Here is an 18415-nt window from a genome sequence, read left to right on the forward strand (position 1 = left end):
AATCGGTGTAAATGTGTCTGTTTAAATGTCGTGATATAGTTCAATTCTTTCTGAGTCAGCATCCTTCCCCCTATATCTTCTTATTCGTAAAAGACAAGAAAAAAATAGGACTGGTTTGTGTCCTCAGTCCTAGATTTCTTATAAGATAGGGGCAAATAACTGGGCAATTTCCTTAATCAATTTTTGATACCAGCTATTTTTTATCGTATGAGCAAAAATTTCTTGCGATACTGAAAAAATCTCCTCAAAATCTTTTTGAATCTCCGTGATTGATTTCGTTTTATATAGCAAAATTGCATTTTCATAGTGGTGAAGTAAACTTCTGTAATCTAAGTTAATGGTTCCAACTGCAGCAAAGTCCTTATCCACTAAGATTTGTTTACTGTGGATGAAGCCTGGACTATACTCAAAAATTCTTACTCCTGCCGATAACAAATCCGAATAAGCCCCTCTCGTGATGAGTTGGATTAATTTTTTATCTGGAATAAAAGGGGTCACGATGCGGACATCAACACCCCTCATAGCCGCATTTTTTATACTCTCTGTTAAATCATAGTCAATAATCAGATAGGGGGTTGTGATATAGACTGAATCAGTGGCTTGATTAATCAAACTTTGATAAACTTTTTTCCCTACCTGAGTACGGAAGATGGGCTTGGGTCCACTACCGTAAGGAATGCAGAGCCCTTGGCCAGAACAAGGCTGATTTTCCAAGTGATACTGGTCAAAATCGCTGATTTCCCCACGATTGATGTACCAGGTCATCAAAAAGAGACGGGTGAGAGCCTTGACACCAGGGCCATCTAAGCGAATCCCACTGTCCTTCCAGTAGCCAAAACGTTCTACATGATTGATGTACTCATCGGCTAAGTTAATCCCTCCTGTATAGGCTATCTGACCATCTATGACAAGGATTTTACGATGGTCTCGATTATTATAAGCCACCGTCAAACGAGGAATCACCTTGTTAAACTTATGGGCTTCAATGCCTCGACTACGAAGCTGAATAGTGTAGTCGCCAGGTAAAGTCGCCATACAGCCGATATCATCATAGAGCATCTTGACCTCGACACCCTGAGCTGCCTTTTGCTCTAGTATATCTAGTATACTATTCCACATCAGACCTTCTTCAACAATATAATACTCTAAAAAGATAAACTTTTCAGCTTTCTTGAGGTCTTCCAACATATATTGCCACATGCTTTCACCTGAAGGAAAGAATTGTGAGGCCGTTCGATCATATACATCGGCATTGTTATCCATACTCAACAAAGATTTGATAACTCCGTAAGCCGCCTTATCCTCTTCCTTCAATTTCTGGCGGAGAGCTTTACTGTTATCCTCCCGAAAATGCATGGAACCAAGTTTGTCCAACTGCTTGATTTCTTTTTTGGACAATCGCCTTTCACCAAACATTAGATAGAGCAAAGGACCAATAATAGGAACAAAAGTCACCACTAGCCACATTACTTTGCTTTCAGGGGCCATGGAACGATTGACAATGGCGACAATAGTTGCCATACTCATAAAAATTAAGGCAATTATCCATAGAATAGGAGCCATCCGCCCTAAATAAAGAAAGAGACCAAAAACAAGAGAAAGTTCAAGAAGCATAATCGAAAGACTAAAGCCATACTTGGACATCAATAATTGAAATTTTCTATATTTCATATCCCCTCCTTGATATTTTGAATGCTAAAAACAGGTAACTATATTCAATGAAAATCAAAAAGCAAACTAGGAAGCTAGCCGCAGGTTGCTCAAAACACTGTTTTGAGGTTAAAGATGGAAGCTGACGTGGTTTGAAGAGATTTTCGAAGAGTATTAATACTAGTATAGCGCAGGTATTCAGTAGAAGGCAAGTATTTATCATCATTTTCTAAGTAAAAGTAAAAGAGACCGACGAATCCAGTCTCCTTCTAGTCTATTTTGATAAAACAATGCGATCAGACGCTTCTCTATCCATATCGTCAATAATCATCTGATTTCCATTAATTGTATAAATCTTAGCATCATCCCCAATAATCATGCGTTGATTGGCGGCATCGAAGCTAACCTGCTTGATTTCTTGATCTCCGTCAGTTTCTACCTGTGTCCATGTACCAGTTGTTCCAGTTACTACTAAAGTGATACGGTCTCCTTCGTCCTGACCGGTATAAGTTCCATCAATATTGGTTGGTTGAGCCTCAGGCGCATTTTGTGAAGAACTTGTTGCTACCTGGTTTGTATTTTCTGTTGAAGATGAGGCAGCAGGTTGTGATTGCTGAGTTTGTTGAGTTTGCGATTGAGCTACTGGTTGTTGAACTTGTTGAGCTCTCTGTGAACAAGCTACTAAGAGACTAAGACTTGCTAGAGAAGCAAGAGAAAGTGTGAATCTTTTTAATTTCATGATGAATTTCCTTTCTTCTACCAATTTTTCCTTCTAACTGGTAGTTCTCCTAGTATAACAAGTTCAAAAAAGGCGGTCAATTTATCTGCTCACGGTCCAGCAGGTAGCCCCGTACTTCTGAGATAAAATAGAGAGACCCTGTAATGAACAACAAGTCCTGCGCGTCTGCCCTTGCTTCAAAACTGCTAATAAATTCTCGGTAAGAAGGAATCACATCGTAACCTATTACATCCGTCTCCTCAAGAGCCCCTTGATAGTCAAATCCAGTCACCTTGAGTTCCACCTGTGGCAAATTCTCATTCAGATACCCCAACATCCCTTGATAATCCTTACGTTTCAAGGCTCCAAAGAGGATTTGAGGACGATAGCCTTCCTGCTCTTTTTCTTTGATAAACTCAACCAAGCGAGTCAAGGCAGGGAGGTTATGAGCACCATCCAAGTAAATCTGTGGGCGAATACGCTCCAAACGCCCAGCCCAATAGGTCTTCTCCAAAGCCTGTCTTACAGCCTGCTCATCAATAGATTCCTTTCCTTCTCTCATAAAGAGAAGAAAAGTTTGCAACGCCAAGGCCGCATTCTCCTGCTGATAAGCTCCTTCTAAACCTATTTTCAGCTGTGAAAGATTTAGTAAAGAACTTGAAAAATCACCATTCAGCATTGAAAAATCCTGACCTGCCTGATAAAGGGCAACAGCTAAAGATTCAGCTTTTTCCTGACAAACAAGCCTAGCTGCTGAAGGTATTTTCGCAATTACTGCCTTTTTACCAGCCTTGAAAATACCAGCTTTCTGCTCTGCAATTGCTTCTAGACTATCGCCCAGAGTCTCCTGATGGTCAAGTCCGATGGAGGTGATGACAGCAAGCTCTCCAGTTACCACATTGGTCGTGTCAAGTAAGCCACCAATTCCCACTTCTAGTAAAACCAAATCCACCGCTTGCTCCCTAAAATAGAGAAAAGCAATCAAGGTCAGCAATTCAAAAAAAGACAACTGATCATGGGTTTGCAGAAGTGTTTTCTCCATTTCCTTGACCTGCTCAGCTAAACGGATAAAGTCTGCGTCTGCTATAGGTTGTCCATTAATGCAGATTCGGTCATTGATGGAGACGATATGAGGAGAGGTAAAGGTCGCAACTTTTTTGCCATGCCCCATAAATAACTCCCTCATAAAAGCAATGGTAGAGCCTTTCCCATTAGTTCCTGTTACGTGGATAATAGGGTAAGACTTCTCGGGATTTCCTAACAAATCCACCGCTTCTTGCATTCGGTCCAAGCCTGATCGAAAATTCAAACCAATCCGACTATGGAGCCATTCTTCTACTTCAAACATACACATCTCCTTGATAAATGCCTAATCAATTACCTAGCAAAATTCCGTAGATAACAAAAAAATGAGGTCAGGATTTTCGTCCCGACCTCTCACCTGGTTAGCTAATCACTAGCAACTATGAATATTAACTTGGGCTAAAAACATCCCCTGAACTTACCAGTTCTCTCTTATTTCAAAGAGCTGGAGTAAAAATATCCCCTGGATGTTCCAACTCTTCCCGATTTCTGGGAGTTGGGCTGATACAGTCTCCCAGACTACCTGCGTTTCTAATTTCTAGCGCTGGGCTAAACACGTCCACTGGACTTTCCAACTCTTCCCAATTTCAGGGAGTTGGGCTGATACAGTCTCCCAGACTTACTTACGATCTTTATTTTTAGCGTAAGGGTAAAAATGTTCACTGAACATTTTTACTCCTCCATAAAGCTGTTGAAGACTTCTTCAATCATGTTCCATTCGTCTTCTGAGTCTTCTGGGATTGGTTGCAATTCGCCTTCTGTTCCATCTTCGTTTTCGATGAATGAGTAAGCTTGGATTTCAACTTGTCCGTCTTCATCTTCTTCTGCGTTAACTGGTACTAGAAGAACATAGTTTTTACCAAATTCTTCTTTTCCGTCAATGGTCAAAAGGATTTCAAACAAGGTTTCGTTTCCTTGTTCATCTACTAGTGTGATTAGTTCACGTTCTTCGTGGTCGTGGTTATGATCGTGTGACATAGCCTCTCCTTTATATTAAAATTTTCTATCTAAATAATTTTGTAAAATCAGCTGAGCTGCTAACTTATCAATGACTTTCTTGCGCTTGTTACGGCTGATATCCGCTTGTTCAATCAACATGCGCTCAGCAGCAACTGTTGTCAAGCGTTCATCTTGATAGTCTACTGGTAAACCAAAAAGCTCTTCCAACTTTGCTCCGTAGGCTTGACTAGCTTCCACGCGCGGCCCGCTTGTATTGTTCATGTTTTTAGGTAAGCCCACTACAAATCGTTCCACCTTGTAAGCATCAACCAACTCCTTAACGCGGTCAAAACCAAATTGGCCTTGCTCCTCATTGATTTGGATGATTTCAAGCCCTTGAGCTGTAAAACCGAGCGGATCGCTAATAGCCACCCCTACCGTTTTTGAACCGACGTCCAATCCCATAATTCTCATAGATTACAGATCGACTCCTTGTCCTTTAAGGTAGTAGCGGACCAATTCCTCAACGATTTCATCACGCTCATATTTACGGATTTGATTTCGTGCATTATTATAACGAGGAACGTAGGCAGGGTCTCCACTCAATACGTAACCAACGATTTGGTTAATTGGGTTGTAGCCCTTATCGTTCAACGAAGCATAGACATCAGTCAAAGTTTCGCTAATTTCTTTTTTATTGGAATCGTCCAATTTAAAACGTACTGTTTCTTCAGTAAATCCCATTCTAACACCCTCTTTCCTTAGAATAGTACCATTATAGCATAATTCCTTACGTTCTACAAATCAGGCAGTTTATTTATTTGGATTTTCTACTGTTCTGTCGCACCATTTGCCAATCTGTCTGAAATATATTTGCTTGGTTCATTCTTCAAGAGATTTTCTAAGCCAATGTTCTTCAGATATTCTAACTGAGAAGCCTTCTTGACGTCTAAAACTTGAAAATCATAACTAGTCGTTGTTTGAAGTTCCGTTGCGCTCAATAGTTTTGTTTCAAGCTTAAAGCCTGCCAATTTACGAGCTTCTATAATGGATTCATCCTTCTCCTCCGCCTCGAGAAGAGCTTTTTGGGTTTCTTCCACTCCGTGTTGGTCGATATAAGTCTTCAACTCATCAGAAACTGGACGTTTTTGTTGGATGGTTAGGCTCAAAAAAGTCTTGTCTTTATAAGTAATAGTTTGAGTTTGCTGGCTACCATCATCTGACTTGGGCAAGACTAAAGTCTTGGTTACAACTGTATTCTTCTCAGCATTCTCAATAACTGGCAATGCCGACTGAAGCGTATCCTTTTCTGTTTTTGTAGCTGTCCCAGTTTCTTTTTTCTGTCCGCAACCAACCAGGACGAAAAGGAAAGCTAGACTAACAAGAACTATTTTTTTCATTTCTTTCTTCTTTCTTTTTGAAATTAAAATAGAATAAGACTGGGAGTTGCCCCCAGCCTTGATGTTTATAGAGCTGCACGCAAACGTGCTTCTGCATTTTCTACATTACGGACAGAGCGTGGTAGGAAGGCACGAATATCGTCTTCCTTATAGCCAACTTGCAGGCGTTTTTCATCTACAAGGATTGGGCTCTTTAAAATTCTCGGCGTTTCCATAATCAGATTGAGGACTTCGTTGACACTCAAATCTTCAATATCCACTCCAAGGGCTTTGGCATAGCGGTTTTTAGATGAAACGATGCTGGCTATTCCGTTATCTGTTTTGGTTAGAATATCCAGTAATTCTTCTCTCGTAATTCCTTCTTTACCAAGGTTTTGTTCTTTATAACTTAACTGGTGGGCATTGAGCCAGGTTTTTGCTTTTTTACAACTAGTACAACTTGAGACTGTATAAATTTTAATCATGTACCTACCCCTTTCGCTACATGTTACTATCAGTTTAGTCTATTATACCATAAAAAACATCCGACTTGCGACCTATTTTTAAATTTTTTTGACTTTTTTCGTCATTTTCGTACTTTTTTCTTGACAAAATGAAATTTACAGCCATTCTTTATATTTCTTGATATAGATTTTTTTCACAATTGTCACGCTAATCATGTACAAAATGATGATGAAAATCAAAAAGATGAAATAGATCGGTTTCAAAGGAGTTAGACGAAGAAGGCTAGCTAGTGGACTGTAGGGAAGGAAGGTCACAAAAGCTGCAGCCAATAAGGTTGTCACAAGTACTAGCCAAGCTGGACGACTTTGTAAAAAAGGAATTTTAGTTGAACGCAACATATGGATAACCATGGTCTGCGACCACATGGACTCGATAAACCAACCCGTTTGGAACAAAACAATAAAGCCTACTGCAGACTCTGCCCCATGAACATAAGTTTGACCTGTTGTCATAGGTACAATGATAAAATAGAGCAAACTGAAGGTCAAAATATCAAAGACAGAAGAGATAGGCCCCATCCAAATCATGAAACGTGTGATAGACTTAGCTTCCCAGGTATGCGGATTTCTCAAAAAATCTTTGTCCACCTTGTCAAAAGGCAAGGCAATACAAGACAAATCATAGACTAGATTTAGAATAATCAAATGGACTGGTGCCATCGGTAGAAAAGGTAAAAAGATCCCAGAAACCAAAAGGGATAAGATATTCCCAAAATTAGAACTCACTGTCATTTTGATATATTTGGTCATATTGGCATAGACCTTACGACCTTCAACAAGTCCTTTTTCAAGCACCATGAGATCCTTATCAAGTAGGATAACATCAGCTGTTTCTTTGGCAATATCTACTGCTGTATCAACAGAAATCCCCACATCTGCAACTTTCATAGAAGGAGCATCATTGATTCCATCTCCCATATAGCCTACAGCATGACCATTGGCCTTAAATTGCAAAATAATTCTTGCTTTTTGGTCAGGAGAAAGTTTGGCAAAGACTGTTACTTCCTCTACGGCTTGAGCCAATTCTTGATCACTCATCTGATCAATTTCAGATCCTAACAGCATCTGATTGATATCCAAACCAACCTTTTCACAGACTGCTTGGGTAACTTTTTCGTTGTCTCCCGTCAAAATCTTTGTTTGAACCCCATGTTCTAACAGAGCCTTAATTGCTGGTGCTGCAGATGGTTTAGGAGGATCTAGGAAGGCTAAATAACCAGTTAAAATCATATCCCCTTCATCATCAACTGTATAGGCATGACCTTCCCTCAAACCTGACTTATAGGCCACTCCCAAGACACGCAAACCTTGTTGATTTAGTTGTCTGACTTCTGCTAAAATTTCTTCTCTAATAGCATCTGTCAAGGGAGTAATCATTCCATGGTATTCCACATGACTGGAAATCGTCAACATTTCTTCAAGGGCTCCCTTAGTTACCAAACTAACCGTTTCGTGTTCATCCTTAACGATAACACTCATCCGTCTACGTTCAAAATCAAAGGGAAGCTCATCTATTTTTTGAAAGGTTTTATCCAGATTTTGCAAGAGGGCGTGTTCTTTTGCTTCCTTTTCAGTCCGTTTGATGATGGCTCTGTCCATCAAATTTTTCAAGCCCGTTTGAAAATAGGAATTGAGATAAGCTCGTCTCAAGACGGTCAAATCCAAGCGTCCGTGGATGTCCAAGGGATATTCAAGGACAATTTCATCTTGGGTTAGAGTTCCTGTTTTATCTGTACACAAGATATCAATCGCCCCTAAGTCCTGTATGGCATTGAGTTTCTTGATAACTACTTTTTCCTTGGCCATGATAATAGAACCCTTTGCTAGGCTAGCGGTAATAATCATAGGAAGCATCTCAGGTGTCAATCCAACACCAACACTCAGTGCAAATACACCTGCTTCTAACCAATCACCATCTGTTAAACCATTGGACAAGAAAACAATGGGAACCATAACTAACATCAAGCGAATCAAGAGCCAAGAAATACTATTCATCTCCCGTTCAAACGAAGTGGGCTCATCATAGGTGTTTAGAGTCTGCTCAATAGCTCCCATCATGGTAGCATCACCAACCGCCAAAACCACGGCCTTAGCACTACCAGACAAAACATTGGTTCCCATAAAGGCCAAGGATTCAGCTTCGAGAAGGCTATCAGATTGTTGGTCTGTTGCCTTGGTCAAGGCCAATTTTTCAACTGCATCACTTTCTCCTGTCAAACCAGACTGTTGTACAAAGAAGTCGCGCGACTCAAATAAAAGAAGATCTGCTGGAATCATGTCACCAGCGCTTAATTTAACCACGTCACCTACTACCAAATCATCAATAGGTACTTCTTGAATTTCACCTTGACGAATGACAGTCGCTGTGTTGACAATCATTTTTGAAAGATTGGTGGCTGCCTTATCACTACGGAGTTCTTGGACAAAGCGTATGCCACCAGAAATGAGGACTAGGACAACGATGATAATAGAAGTCGTCGGATCCTCTTGACCTGGTTTTGCCAACCAGACATTGGTCACTAAAGATATAGTAGCAATGACAAGCAAGATAATTGTGAAAGGGTTGATAATGGATTCGTAAATCTTTTTCAAAATCGAATCTTCTTGGCCTTTGGTAATCATATTTTCGCCATAGAGACTACGATTTTTTTCGACTTGTTCCTCTGTCAATCCGTTTAAACTGGTGTGATAAAAAGTAAAACTCTCATCTAAAGAGACTTTAATAGCTGTTGCTAATCTTTCTTTTGTAGTTTTCATGTATTCTCCTTCCTTAGCAAAAATAGCGATTTTTACTCACTTTCTCACTCTAAACAAGGAGTCACTCACTGTCTAATACTCAATGAAAATCAAAGAGCAAACTAGGAAACTAGCCGCAGGTTGCTCAAAACACCGTTTTGAGATTGTGGATAAAACTGACAAAGTCAGTTACCTATATATGCGGCAAGGCGACGTTGACGTAGTTTGAATTTGATTTTAGAAGAGTATAAATCTCAAAGGCGAGTATACAAAACAGTAACTGACTCATATACTGCGGCTCTGGATGATCATCAATTTGCATACTCTTCTCCTTTCTTTGTTTTTAAACAGTAGAAAATCCTACCATCAAAAAATGGCAGGATTAAAAAACTAATTATCTGTTTTTCGTTCAAGCTTTAACTCCATAGGGCAATGTAATGAGCTTAGTCTTGGCCTTCGCGACCAGGACTGTTGACCAACGAGTAGTGTCTCCACTGCTTTGCGGTAGTCATCCGTATCCCTATGGTAGCCTCACCTACCGTTTTCGTCTTTCAGTATAAACCTTTAAATTTTAAAAGTCAATCATTTGAGTTGTTTGACTCTTAAATGACTATCAGCTCTTTTGGAGCTAGGGTCAATAATTCACAACCTGTCTCTGTAATCAAGATATCATCCTCAATCCGAACGCCATATTTTCCTTCGATATAGATGCCTGGTTCATCAGTCAAAGCCATACCTGCCTTGATGGTTTCTGTAGAAGTTTGACTAAAGTATGGTTCCTCATGAATATCCAGTCCAATACCGTGTCCGATACCGTGGGTAAAGTAGTCGCCATAGCCTGCCTCGATGATAATATCACGAGGAATTTTGTCAAAGTCACGGAAACCTAATCCTGCCTTAGCCTGGTCAATCAAAGCTTGATTGGCTTTGAGAACCGTATTGTAAATCTCCGCCTGCTCGTCACTGACATGCCCCAGATAGATAGTCCGTGTCATATCGCTGACATAGTGGTCATAGAGGCAACCGAAGTCCATAGTAATGGCTTCTCCCAGCTCCACTGGTTTGTGCATAGGATGAGCATGAGGTTTGGAAGAGTTGATACCGCTAGCTAGGATAGTGTCAAAAGACAAGCCAGATGCTCCCAACTCACGCATGCGGAAGTCAAGGAAGTTGGCAATTTCAATTTCAGTTTTTCCAGGTTTGATAAAGTCAAGCGCATCGCGAAAAGCTTGGTCAGAGATAGAACAAGCCTTGCGAATCGCTGCAATCTCCGCCTCATCCTTAATCATTCGAAGGCCTTCAACAAACTGTGTCTGTGGAAACAAGTCAATTCCTGCAAAGGCTGCCTGCATACGGTGGTAATAAGAAATCGAAATCTCGTCCTCAAAACCAATTCGAGACAAGCCCATGTCCTTAACAATACCTGCAATGACAGCCAATTCATCACGATCTGCTACAATCTCAAAACCACTGGTTTCTTGTTTGGCTGCGATAATATAGCGAGAATCCGTTACCAAGACCTGACGGTCATGACTGATGAAGACTGTTCCATTTGAACCCCAAAAACCAGTCAAATAATAGACGTTTTTAAGATTGTTGATGATAATTCCATCTAGTTCTTTTTCTTGCATTTTAGCTAGAAATGCTTGTACACGTTTATTCATGATGTAACTTTCCTTTCAAATAATGTCCTGTGTAGCTAGCTTCGTTGGCCGCTACTTCTTCTGGAGTTCCTGTTGCGATAATGGTTCCACCACCGACACCGCCCTCAGGTCCCAAGTCAATGATATGGTCTGCCGTCTTGATAACATCTAGATTGTGCTCAATGACGAGGACTGTATTGCCATCGTCGACAAAGCGAGCCAAAACCTTAAGCAAGCGAGCGATGTCCTCCGTATGAAGTCCTGTCGTCGGCTCATCTAAAATGTAGAAAGATTTTCCTGTCGAGCGTTTGTGGAGTTCACTAGCCAGTTTCATACGCTGGGCTTCTCCCCCAGAAAGGGTGGTAGCTGGTTGCCCTAGCGTTACATATCCCAATCCCACATCCTTGATGGTCTGAAGTTTGCGTTGAATCTTTGGAATGTGTTGGAAGAATTCTACCGCATCGTTGACGGTCATATCCAAGACCTGCGAGATATTTTTTTCCTTGTAGTGAACTTCTAGGGTTTCACTGTTGTAGCGAGTCCCGTGGCAAACTTCACAAGCCACATAAACATCTGGCAAGAAGTGCATCTCAATCTTGATAATCCCGTCACCTGAGCAGGCTTCACAGCGACCACCCTTGACGTTGAAACTGAAACGCCCCTTCTTGTAGCCTCTAATCTTGGCTTCATTTGTCTGGGCAAATAGGTCACGTATATCGTCAAAAACTCCTGTATAGGTAGCTGGGTTAGACCTCGGCGTTCGTCCGATAGGGCTCTGGTCAATATCAATCAAGCGGTCTACATGCTCAATCCCTGTAATGGTTTTAAACTTACCAGGTTTATCTGAATTACGGTTGAGTTTTTGAGCAATGGCTTTTTTGAGAATGCTGTTGATCAAGGTCGATTTCCCTGAACCTGACACCCCTGTCACTGCGATGAATTTTCCTAGAGGAAAGCGAGCCGTGACATTTTGCAAGTTGTTTTCACACGCTCCTGTCACTTCAATAAAACGACCATTTCCCACACGGCGCTCTTCTGGCACTGGAATGGCACGTTTGCCTGACAAGTACTGGCCTGTGATAGACTTGCTGTTTCGAGCTACCTGTTTAGGGGTTCCTGCCGCAACAATCTCCCCACCAAAAACACCGGCACCAGGACCAACGTCAATCAGATAATCCGCCTCGCGCATGGTATCTTCATCGTGTTCCACTACTATGAGAGTATTACCCAAGTCGCGCATCTTTTTGAGACTGGCGATCAAACGATCATTGTCCCTCTGGTGGAGCCCAATCGATGGCTCATCTAGGATATAGAGGACGCCTGATAGGTTGGAACCAATTTGTGTTGCCAAGCGAATACGCTGGCTTTCCCCACCTGAAAGGGTTCCTGCCGAACGAGACAGGGTCAGATAGTTAAGACCCACGTTATTAAGGAAGGTCAAACGATCCTTGATTTCCTTGAGAATAGGACGAGCAATGATGGCTTCATTTTCAGATAAGGTTAGCTGACTCACCAATTCCAAGTGATCTGCAATAGACAGGTCTGAAATTTCTCCGATATGTGGCCCTTGCTCGCCACCCACACGGACAGACAAGGCCTGATCATTTAGGCGATAGCCGTGACAGGTTCCGCAGCTCAGCTCATTCATGTAGAGGCGCATCTGGGTGCGAGTGTAGTCACTATTAGTTTCATGGTAGCGACGTTTGATATTATTGACAACTCCCTCAAAAGGAATATCGATATCGCGCACGCCACCAAATTCATTCTCATAGTGGAAATGGAATTCCTTGCCATCTGACCCGTATAGAATCAAGTTTTTATCTTCTTCTGACAAGTCCTCAAAAGGCTTATCCATATCCACTCCAAAGGCTGTCATGGCCTGCTCTAGCATGTTTGGATAGTAGTTGGATGAGATAGGATTCCAAGGTGCTAGCGCCCCCTCACGTAAGGTTTTGCTGGCATCTGGAACTACCAAATCAGTATCCACCTCCAGCTTGATGCCCAATCCATCACACTCACTACAAGAGCCAAAAGGAGCATTGAAAGAGAAGAGACGAGGCTCTAACTCAGGGACAGTAAAACCACAAACTGGACAGGCATAATGCTCAGAGAACAACAACTCAGAGTCGTCCATAGTATCGATAATGACATAGCCTTCTGCGATGCGAAGGGCTGCCTCAATGGAATCAAAGAGACGGCTACGAATGCCCTCCTTGATAACAATACGGTCAACTACGACATCAATATTGTGTTGCTTGCTCTTAGACAAGTCTGGCACTTCAGTCACATCATAGACTTCCCCATCCACACGGACACGAACATAACCGTCTTTCTGAACCTTCTCAATAACAGTCTTATGTTGCCCTTTTTTCTTGCGGATGACAGGAGCTAAGATTTGCAGACGCTGGCGTTCTGGCAATTCCAAAACCTTATCCACAATTTGCTCCACAGAAGAGGCCTTGATAGCTCCATGCCCGTTGATACAGTAAGGTGTCCCCACACGTGCGTAGAGGAGACGCAGATAGTCATTGATTTCAGTCGTTGTTCCCACCGTCGAGCGAGGGTTTTTGCTAGTCGTTTTCTGGTCGATGGAAATAGCTGGGCTCAGACCATCAATGGCATCTACATCAGGTTTCTCCATGTTCCCCAAAAATTGACGAGCGTAGGCTGACAAACTCTCCACATAGCGACGTTGTCCCTCCGCATAGAGGGTATCAAAGGCCAGACTGGATTTCCCTGAACCTGACAAGCCGGTCACGACAACCAACTTGTCTCGTGGAATCTCCACATCAATATTTTTTAAATTATGGGCACGCGCCCCATGAATGACAATTTTATCTTGCATCTTTGTTCTTTCTAGTCCATTATTGCTTACCATTATACCAAAAAAAGTGAGATTCTATTACCCAAAAGGCTGAATTTGTAGTATAATAGTACGGTGTGAAAAAATCTGAAAAATGAGAAAGGATAAGGGATATGAAACAAGTTTTTCTCTCTACAACAACTGAATTTAAAGAGATCGATACGCTTGAACCGGGTACTTGGATCAATCTCGTCAATCCGACTCAACATGAATCACTCGAAATCGCTAATGCCTTTGATATTGATATTGCCGACCTTCGAGCACCGCTCGATGCGGAAGAAATGTCTCGTATTACGATTGAAGACGAGTACACCCTAATTATCGTTGACGTGCCAGTCACAGAGGAAAGAAATAACCGCACCTACTACGTAACCATCCCACTTGGTATTATCATCACCGAGGAAACCATTATCACTACGTGTTTGGAACCATTACCAGTCCTTGATGTCTTTATCAACCGTCGCTTGCGTAATTTCTACACCTTCATGCGTTCGCGTTTTATCTTCCAGATTCTCTATCGCAATGCAGAGCTTTACCTAACAGCCCTTCGTTCGATTGATCGCAAGAGTGAACAGATTGAAAGTCAACTGCATCAATCAACTCGTAATGAAGAATTGATTGAACTCATGGAATTGGAAAAAACCATCGTCTATTTCAAGGCCTCCCTCAAAACAAATGAGCGTGTGATTAAGAAATTGACCAGCTCAACCAGCAATATCAAGAAATACCTTGAGGACGAAGACCTGCTTGAAGACACCCTGATTGAAACCCAACAGGCCATCGAGATGGCAGACATTTATGGAAACGTCTTGCATTCTATGACAGAGACCTTCGCCTCTATCATTTCTAACAACCAGAACAACATCATGAAAACCTTGGCCCTTGTGACCATCGTCATGTCCATCCCAACCATGGTCTTTTCTGCCTATGGGATGAACTTTAAGGATAATGAAATCCCCCTAAACGGCGAGCCAAATGCCTTCTGGCTAATCGTCTTTATCGCCTTTGCTATGAGTGTCTCGCTCACTCTCTATCTCATCCATAAAAAATGGTTCTAAGAGGAGTTCCTATGTCTCAGATTGATCTACAAAAATTAACTAAGAAAAACCAAGAATTTGTCCACATCGCTACCCAACAATTCATCAAAGATGGGAAATCAGACGCTGAAATCAAGACTATTTTTGAGGAAGTCATTCCTCAAATTCTTGAAGAACAAGCCAAGGGTACGACTGCTCGTTCCCTCTATGGCGCACCGACCCACTGGGCTCATAGTTTCACTGTAAAGGAACAATATGAAAAAGAGCATCCAAAGGAAAATGACGATCCAAAACTCATGATTATGGACTCAGGTCTTTTCATCACTAGCCTCTTTGCCCTCGTCAGCGCCCTCACAACCTTCTTCTCAGCAGATCAAGCTTTCGGCTATGGATTTGTCACTCTCCTATTAGTTGGACTGGTTGGTGGATTCGCCTTCTACTTGATGTACTACTTTGTTTACCAATATTATGGACCAGACATGGATCGCAGTCAACGCCCACCTTTCTGGAAATCTGTACTAGTTATCCTAGCTTCTATGTTCCTTTGGTTGCTTGTCTTCTTTGCAACAAGCTTCCTACCAGCTAGCCTTAACCCCGTACTTGCTCCATTGCCACTGGCTATTATCGGAGCAGCCCTCCTAGCCCTTCGCTTTTATCTCAAGAAACGCTTGAACATCCGTAGCGCAAGTGCAGGACCAACACGTTATTAAGAAGAATCATAAAAGCAACTGCAGGTGCGGTTGCTTTTTCACTTACTTTTTTGATTTTAAAGTATTCTTCTGACATCCCACATAGCTCTATCTAATCTTTTGTGATAAAATAGGCTCAATCTATTTCTAGGAGGATAAAATATGATTTCTACTATTGGTATTGTTAGTTTATCTAGTGGCATTATCGGAGAGGACTTTATCAAACACGAAGTGGACTTGGGTGTCCAACGTCTCAAGAACTTGGGACTCAATCCTATCTTTTTGCCCTATTCGCAAAAAGGATTAGACTTTATCAAGGACCATCCTGAAGCTCGTGCAGAGGATTTGATTCATGCCTTTTCTGATGATAGCATCGACATAATCCTATGCGCCATCGGTGGAGACGATACCTATCGCTTACTACCTTATCTTTTTGAAAATGACCAACTACAAAAGGTTATCAACCAAAAAATATTTCTTGGTTTCTCGGATACAACCATGAACCATCTCATGTTGCATAAACTAGGAATCAAGACTTTTTATGGCCAATCCTTTTTAGCTGACATTTGTGAATTAGACAAGGAGATGTTGCCCTATAGCCTTCACTACTTCAAAGAATTGATTGAGACGGGAAGAATCTCAGAAATTCGCCCTAGCAATGTTTGGTATGAGGAAAGGACTGACTTCAGTCCCAAAGCTCTGGGGACACCTCGTGTCAGTCATGCAAATACTGGTTTTGACTTGTTACAAGGAAATACCCGGTTCGAGGGAAAAATCCTCGGTGGTTGCCTCGAATCCCTCTACGATATCTTTGACAACTCTCGATATACAGATAGCACAGAGTTCTGCCAAAAATACAAACTTTTCCCTGACTTGTCAGACTGGGAAGGAAAGATCCTCTTGCTAGAGACAAGCGAAGAAAAGCCTGAACCAGAAGACTTCAAAAAGATGTTGCGGACTTTAAAAAACACTGGGATATTCGAGGTCATCAGTGGACTCCTGGTCGGAAAACCTATGGATGAAACTTTCTATGACGACTATAAAGAGGCGCTATTGGATATCATTGACAGCAATATCCCGATTATCTATAATCTAAATGTTGGCCACGCAACTCCAAGAGCAATTGTACCTTTTGGGGTCCATGCTCATGTAGATGCACAGGAGCAAGTCATTCGCTTTGACTATAACAAAAAATAAATAGTTTCTCTATTTTTGTGCTTTTGTATTGGTTTTCGTTACAATTTGTATCTGAATTTATTGCATTTCGCTAATTTCTATGATATCCTTTTAAAGGAGGTGTATATGACAAAACAAAAAATTAATCGAATCGTAGGTTCTATTGGTGCCTTTATTGGAATTATAGTATTTATTGCCTACATACCTCAAATTATCGCTAATTTACAAGGAAATAAAGCTCAACCATTTCAACCTTTATCAGCTGCTATATCTTGCTTAATCTGGGTTATTTATGGATGGACAAAAGAGCCTAAGAAAGATTGGATACTAATCATTCCAAATTCAGCTGGTGTTATTTTAGGTGGAATCACTTTTTTGACTTCACTTTAACAAATCTAATAGTATGTATAAAAAGCTGGGAAAAATTTCTCAGCTTTTTTCTATATTCTCAGATATTCTAGTTACCTATACTCACTAATTGCCACTTTTCCACTCACAATCATTCTCATGGTCATCAACCAGCCCTGCAGCCTGTAGAAAAGACAAGACAGCGACTGGGCCTGTGAACTTGAAGCCTCGTTTTTTAAAATCTTTGGCTAATTTCTCAGACAAGGGTGTTTTAGCTGGGGCTTGGCGGTAATCGGGAACATCGTTAACGATGGTTTTCCCCTCAACAAAAGACCAAAGATAGGCATCAAAAGAGCCGTACTCTGCCTGTAGTTGTAGAAAGGCTTGGGCGTTAGCGCGTGTAGCAAAAATCTTGGCTCTATTTCGGATGATGGCTGAATTATCTAACAGGGCTTCCAATTCGGCATCTGTCATTTCTGCGATCGCTTGAATTTGATAGCCATGAAAGGCTTCTCGGAAAGCCTGGCGTTTGTTGAGCACCGTTTCCCAAGACAGGCCTGCCTGATAGGTTTCCATACACAACAACTCAAACAATGCTTGGTCATCATGGAGGGGCTGGCCCCACTCCTCATCATGATAGGCGATATAGAGCGGATTGGTCATCTTGACCCACGAACAACGTTTTGTCATGCTCTGCTCCTATTTGACCAACATTTTAAGGGCCGACTTGATATAGTTCTCAGCTGTATCTGTCGTTCCTTCAAAGAATTTCTTGATTTTCTTGAGCTCAGTTACCTTGTAACCCAGTGCCAACATGGCTTCCATAGCTTCTTCCAATTCTTGGTTTTCAGTGCTAGCTTGCACTGCCACCTTGGCAGGAAGGTCATCTCCTGCAACTACCACCTTACCTTCCAAGTCCAGCACCATCTGCTGGGCTGTTTTCTTGCCAATTTTAGGGAACTTGGTCAAGTAGGTGATGTTCTTGGTTTCGATAGCTTGGACCAAGCCAGCATTGTCATCGGCAGCAATAATAGCAAGAGCTGATACAGGCCCAATTCCAGACACCGAAATCAGACTGAGAAAGAGCTTTTTCTCATCTTCTGAGCGAAATCCATAAAGCAGATGAGCATCCTCACGGATGACTTGATGCACATAGATCTGAGCTTCTTGATTCACCTGACCTGAATAAGTATAGGGATTGGCCACATGCAAGATATAACCGATACCGTTGACTTCAAGAACAATGTATTTGGCAGTGATTTTGGTAATGATTCCTTTTAAATATTCGTACATAGTTTTCCTTTTCTCTTATTTCGTTTATCTAGTATATCATATTTTCTTTATCCGAGGAGCGAGAATTGATTATCACAAATACAGTATATCAAAAATAATTTATGTTTATCTGTTGACATATTCAAAATTAAGTACTATAATCATCTGTAATTGAATAACTATCTTCAGGGCAGGGTGCAATTCCCTACCGGTGGTATAGCCCACGAGCCGAAAGGCATGATTTGGTGAAATTCCAAAGCCGACAGTATAGTCTGGATGAAAGAAGATAAAAGTATATTTGTGCTTTTTGTGTGCTCTGAAATGATTACTTGTCATTTTAGAGCATTTTTGTTAATCG

17 protein-coding genes and 2 riboswitches are annotated in these 18415 nt (G+C 41.5%); of the genes, 4 read left to right on the plus strand and 13 right to left on the minus strand.

The window, feature by feature from the left end:
* Positions 1 to 138 precede the first annotated feature (138 nt).
* The 11 genes from cls to uvrA all read right to left on the minus strand — a co-directional run bounded on the left by cls (position 139) and on the right by uvrA (position 13517).
* Positions 139 to 1671, minus strand: a complete 1533-nt coding sequence (gene cls, locus GEZ84_RS01620) for a cardiolipin synthase (protein WP_050114622.1) — start codon at positions 1669 to 1671, stop codon at positions 139 to 141.
* A 253-nt stretch (positions 1672 to 1924) separates the two neighbouring features.
* A complete protein-coding gene (locus GEZ84_RS01625) occupies positions 1925 to 2389 on the minus strand; it encodes an SP_0198 family lipoprotein (RefSeq protein ID WP_153223078.1) in 465 nt (154 codons plus the stop codon).
* Between the two features lie 76 nt (positions 2390 to 2465).
* Positions 2466 to 3716 carry a bifunctional folylpolyglutamate synthase/dihydrofolate synthase gene (locus GEZ84_RS01630; protein WP_153223080.1) on the minus strand — a complete coding sequence of 417 codons (1251 nt, stop codon included), beginning with the start codon at positions 3714 to 3716 and terminating at the stop codon, positions 2466 to 2468.
* A 407-nt stretch (positions 3717 to 4123) separates the two neighbouring features.
* Positions 4124 to 4429: a DUF1292 domain-containing protein gene (locus GEZ84_RS01635; RefSeq protein ID WP_000017620.1), complete on the minus strand. Its 306-nt coding sequence runs from the start codon at positions 4427 to 4429 to the stop codon at positions 4124 to 4126.
* Positions 4430 to 4444: 15 nt separating this feature from the next.
* Positions 4445 to 4864 (minus strand): Holliday junction resolvase RuvX, encoded by a 420-nt coding sequence (gene ruvX, locus GEZ84_RS01640; RefSeq protein WP_033609357.1) that lies wholly within the window; start codon positions 4862 to 4864, stop codon positions 4445 to 4447.
* Between the two features lie 3 nt (positions 4865 to 4867).
* Complete coding sequence (locus GEZ84_RS01645) at positions 4868 to 5134, minus strand: IreB family regulatory phosphoprotein (RefSeq protein ID WP_000507059.1); 267 nt, start codon at positions 5132 to 5134, stop codon at positions 4868 to 4870.
* An 86-nt stretch (positions 5135 to 5220) separates the two neighbouring features.
* Positions 5221 to 5790, minus strand: coding sequence for an SP0191 family lipoprotein (locus GEZ84_RS01650; RefSeq protein ID WP_153223082.1), 570 nt, complete (start codon positions 5788 to 5790; stop codon positions 5221 to 5223).
* 65 nt (positions 5791 to 5855) lie between these two features.
* Positions 5856 to 6254, minus strand: coding sequence for a transcriptional regulator Spx (gene spx, locus GEZ84_RS01655; protein WP_000591165.1), 399 nt, complete (start codon positions 6252 to 6254; stop codon positions 5856 to 5858).
* Positions 6255 to 6389: 135 nt separating this feature from the next.
* Positions 6390 to 9050: a magnesium-translocating P-type ATPase gene (gene mgtA, locus GEZ84_RS01660; protein ID WP_153223084.1), complete on the minus strand. Its 2661-nt coding sequence runs from the start codon at positions 9048 to 9050 to the stop codon at positions 6390 to 6392.
* A 373-nt stretch (positions 9051 to 9423) separates the two neighbouring features.
* Positions 9424 to 9574, minus strand: a riboswitch (M-box (ykoK) riboswitch).
* Between the two features lie 57 nt (positions 9575 to 9631).
* Positions 9632 to 10693 carry a M24 family metallopeptidase gene (locus tag GEZ84_RS01665; RefSeq protein ID WP_050114637.1) on the minus strand — a complete coding sequence of 354 codons (1062 nt, stop codon included), beginning with the start codon at positions 10691 to 10693 and terminating at the stop codon, positions 9632 to 9634.
* Positions 10686 to 13517, minus strand: a complete 2832-nt coding sequence (uvrA, locus tag GEZ84_RS01670; RefSeq protein WP_153223086.1) for an excinuclease ABC subunit UvrA — start codon at positions 13515 to 13517, stop codon at positions 10686 to 10688. The genes GEZ84_RS01665 and uvrA overlap by 8 nt, the downstream gene beginning before the upstream one ends.
* 131 nt (positions 13518 to 13648) lie before the next feature.
* Between uvrA and GEZ84_RS01675 the strand changes: the two genes are divergently transcribed.
* The 4 genes from GEZ84_RS01675 to GEZ84_RS01690 all read left to right on the plus strand — a co-directional run bounded on the left by GEZ84_RS01675 (position 13649) and on the right by GEZ84_RS01690 (position 16827).
* Positions 13649 to 14593 carry a magnesium transporter CorA family protein gene (locus GEZ84_RS01675; protein WP_023945117.1) on the plus strand — a complete coding sequence of 315 codons (945 nt, stop codon included), beginning with the start codon at positions 13649 to 13651 and terminating at the stop codon, positions 14591 to 14593.
* Between the two features lie 11 nt (positions 14594 to 14604).
* Positions 14605 to 15282 carry a DUF1129 domain-containing protein gene (locus GEZ84_RS01680; protein WP_153223088.1) on the plus strand — a complete coding sequence of 226 codons (678 nt, stop codon included), beginning with the start codon at positions 14605 to 14607 and terminating at the stop codon, positions 15280 to 15282.
* Positions 15283 to 15423: 141 nt separating this feature from the next.
* A complete protein-coding gene (locus GEZ84_RS01685; RefSeq protein WP_153223090.1) occupies positions 15424 to 16458 on the plus strand; it encodes a S66 family peptidase in 1035 nt (344 codons plus the stop codon).
* Between the two features lie 105 nt (positions 16459 to 16563).
* A complete protein-coding gene (locus GEZ84_RS01690) occupies positions 16564 to 16827 on the plus strand; it encodes a SemiSWEET family transporter (RefSeq protein ID WP_000166114.1) in 264 nt (87 codons plus the stop codon).
* 84 nt (positions 16828 to 16911) lie between these two features.
* Here GEZ84_RS01690 and GEZ84_RS01695 read toward each other — a convergent pair whose 3' ends face one another.
* Both GEZ84_RS01695 and ruvA read right to left on the minus strand, forming a co-directional pair.
* On the minus strand, positions 16912 to 17475 hold the full coding sequence (locus tag GEZ84_RS01695) for a DNA-3-methyladenine glycosylase I (RefSeq protein ID WP_153223092.1): 564 nt from the start codon (positions 17473 to 17475) through the stop codon (positions 16912 to 16914).
* 9 nt (positions 17476 to 17484) lie between these two features.
* Positions 17485 to 18078 (minus strand): Holliday junction branch migration protein RuvA, encoded by a 594-nt coding sequence (gene ruvA, locus GEZ84_RS01700; protein WP_153223094.1) that lies wholly within the window; start codon positions 18076 to 18078, stop codon positions 17485 to 17487.
* A 156-nt stretch (positions 18079 to 18234) separates the two neighbouring features.
* Positions 18235 to 18349, plus strand: a riboswitch (FMN riboswitch).
* The last annotated feature ends 66 nt before the right edge of the window (positions 18350 to 18415 follow it).

Origin of the sequence: Streptococcus mitis, from assembly GCF_009496155.1 — a bacterium.
GTDB lineage: Bacteria > Bacillota > Bacilli > Lactobacillales > Streptococcaceae > Streptococcus > Streptococcus mitis_BQ.

Bases quoted from the DNA above. Each gene is read 5' to 3' on its own strand.
- cls (WP_050114622.1), bottom strand. From the start codon at position 1,671: ATGAAATATAGAAAATTTCAATTATTGATGTCCAAGTATGGCTTTAGT.
- GEZ84_RS01625 (WP_153223078.1), bottom strand. From the start codon at position 2,389: ATGAAATTAAAAAGATTCACACTTTCTCTTGCTTCTCTAGCAAGTCTT.
- GEZ84_RS01630 (WP_153223080.1), bottom strand. From the start codon at position 3,716: ATGTTTGAAGTAGAAGAATGGCTCCATAGTCGGATTGGTTTGAATTTT.
- GEZ84_RS01635 (WP_000017620.1), bottom strand. From the start codon at position 4,429: ATGTCACACGATCATAACCACGACCACGAAGAACGTGAACTAATCACA.
- ruvX (WP_033609357.1), bottom strand. From the start codon at position 4,864: ATGAGAATTATGGGATTGGACGTCGGTTCAAAAACGGTAGGGGTGGCT.
- GEZ84_RS01645 (WP_000507059.1), bottom strand. From the start codon at position 5,134: ATGGGATTTACTGAAGAAACAGTACGTTTTAAATTGGACGATTCCAAT.
- GEZ84_RS01650 (WP_153223082.1), bottom strand. From the start codon at position 5,790: ATGAAAAAAATAGTTCTTGTTAGTCTAGCTTTCCTTTTCGTCCTGGTT.
- spx (WP_000591165.1), bottom strand. From the start codon at position 6,254: ATGATTAAAATTTATACAGTCTCAAGTTGTACTAGTTGTAAAAAAGCA.
- mgtA (WP_153223084.1), bottom strand. From the start codon at position 9,050: ATGAAAACTACAAAAGAAAGATTAGCAACAGCTATTAAAGTCTCTTTA.
- GEZ84_RS01665 (WP_050114637.1), bottom strand. From the start codon at position 10,693: ATGAATAAACGTGTACAAGCATTTCTAGCTAAAATGCAAGAAAAAGAA.
- uvrA (WP_153223086.1), bottom strand. From the start codon at position 13,517: ATGCAAGATAAAATTGTCATTCATGGGGCGCGTGCCCATAATTTAAAA.
- GEZ84_RS01675 (WP_023945117.1), top strand. From the start codon at position 13,649: ATGAAACAAGTTTTTCTCTCTACAACAACTGAATTTAAAGAGATCGAT.
- GEZ84_RS01680 (WP_153223088.1), top strand. From the start codon at position 14,605: ATGTCTCAGATTGATCTACAAAAATTAACTAAGAAAAACCAAGAATTT.
- GEZ84_RS01685 (WP_153223090.1), top strand. From the start codon at position 15,424: ATGATTTCTACTATTGGTATTGTTAGTTTATCTAGTGGCATTATCGGA.
- GEZ84_RS01690 (WP_000166114.1), top strand. From the start codon at position 16,564: ATGACAAAACAAAAAATTAATCGAATCGTAGGTTCTATTGGTGCCTTT.
- GEZ84_RS01695 (WP_153223092.1), bottom strand. From the start codon at position 17,475: ATGACAAAACGTTGTTCGTGGGTCAAGATGACCAATCCGCTCTATATC.
- ruvA (WP_153223094.1), bottom strand. From the start codon at position 18,078: ATGTACGAATATTTAAAAGGAATCATTACCAAAATCACTGCCAAATAC.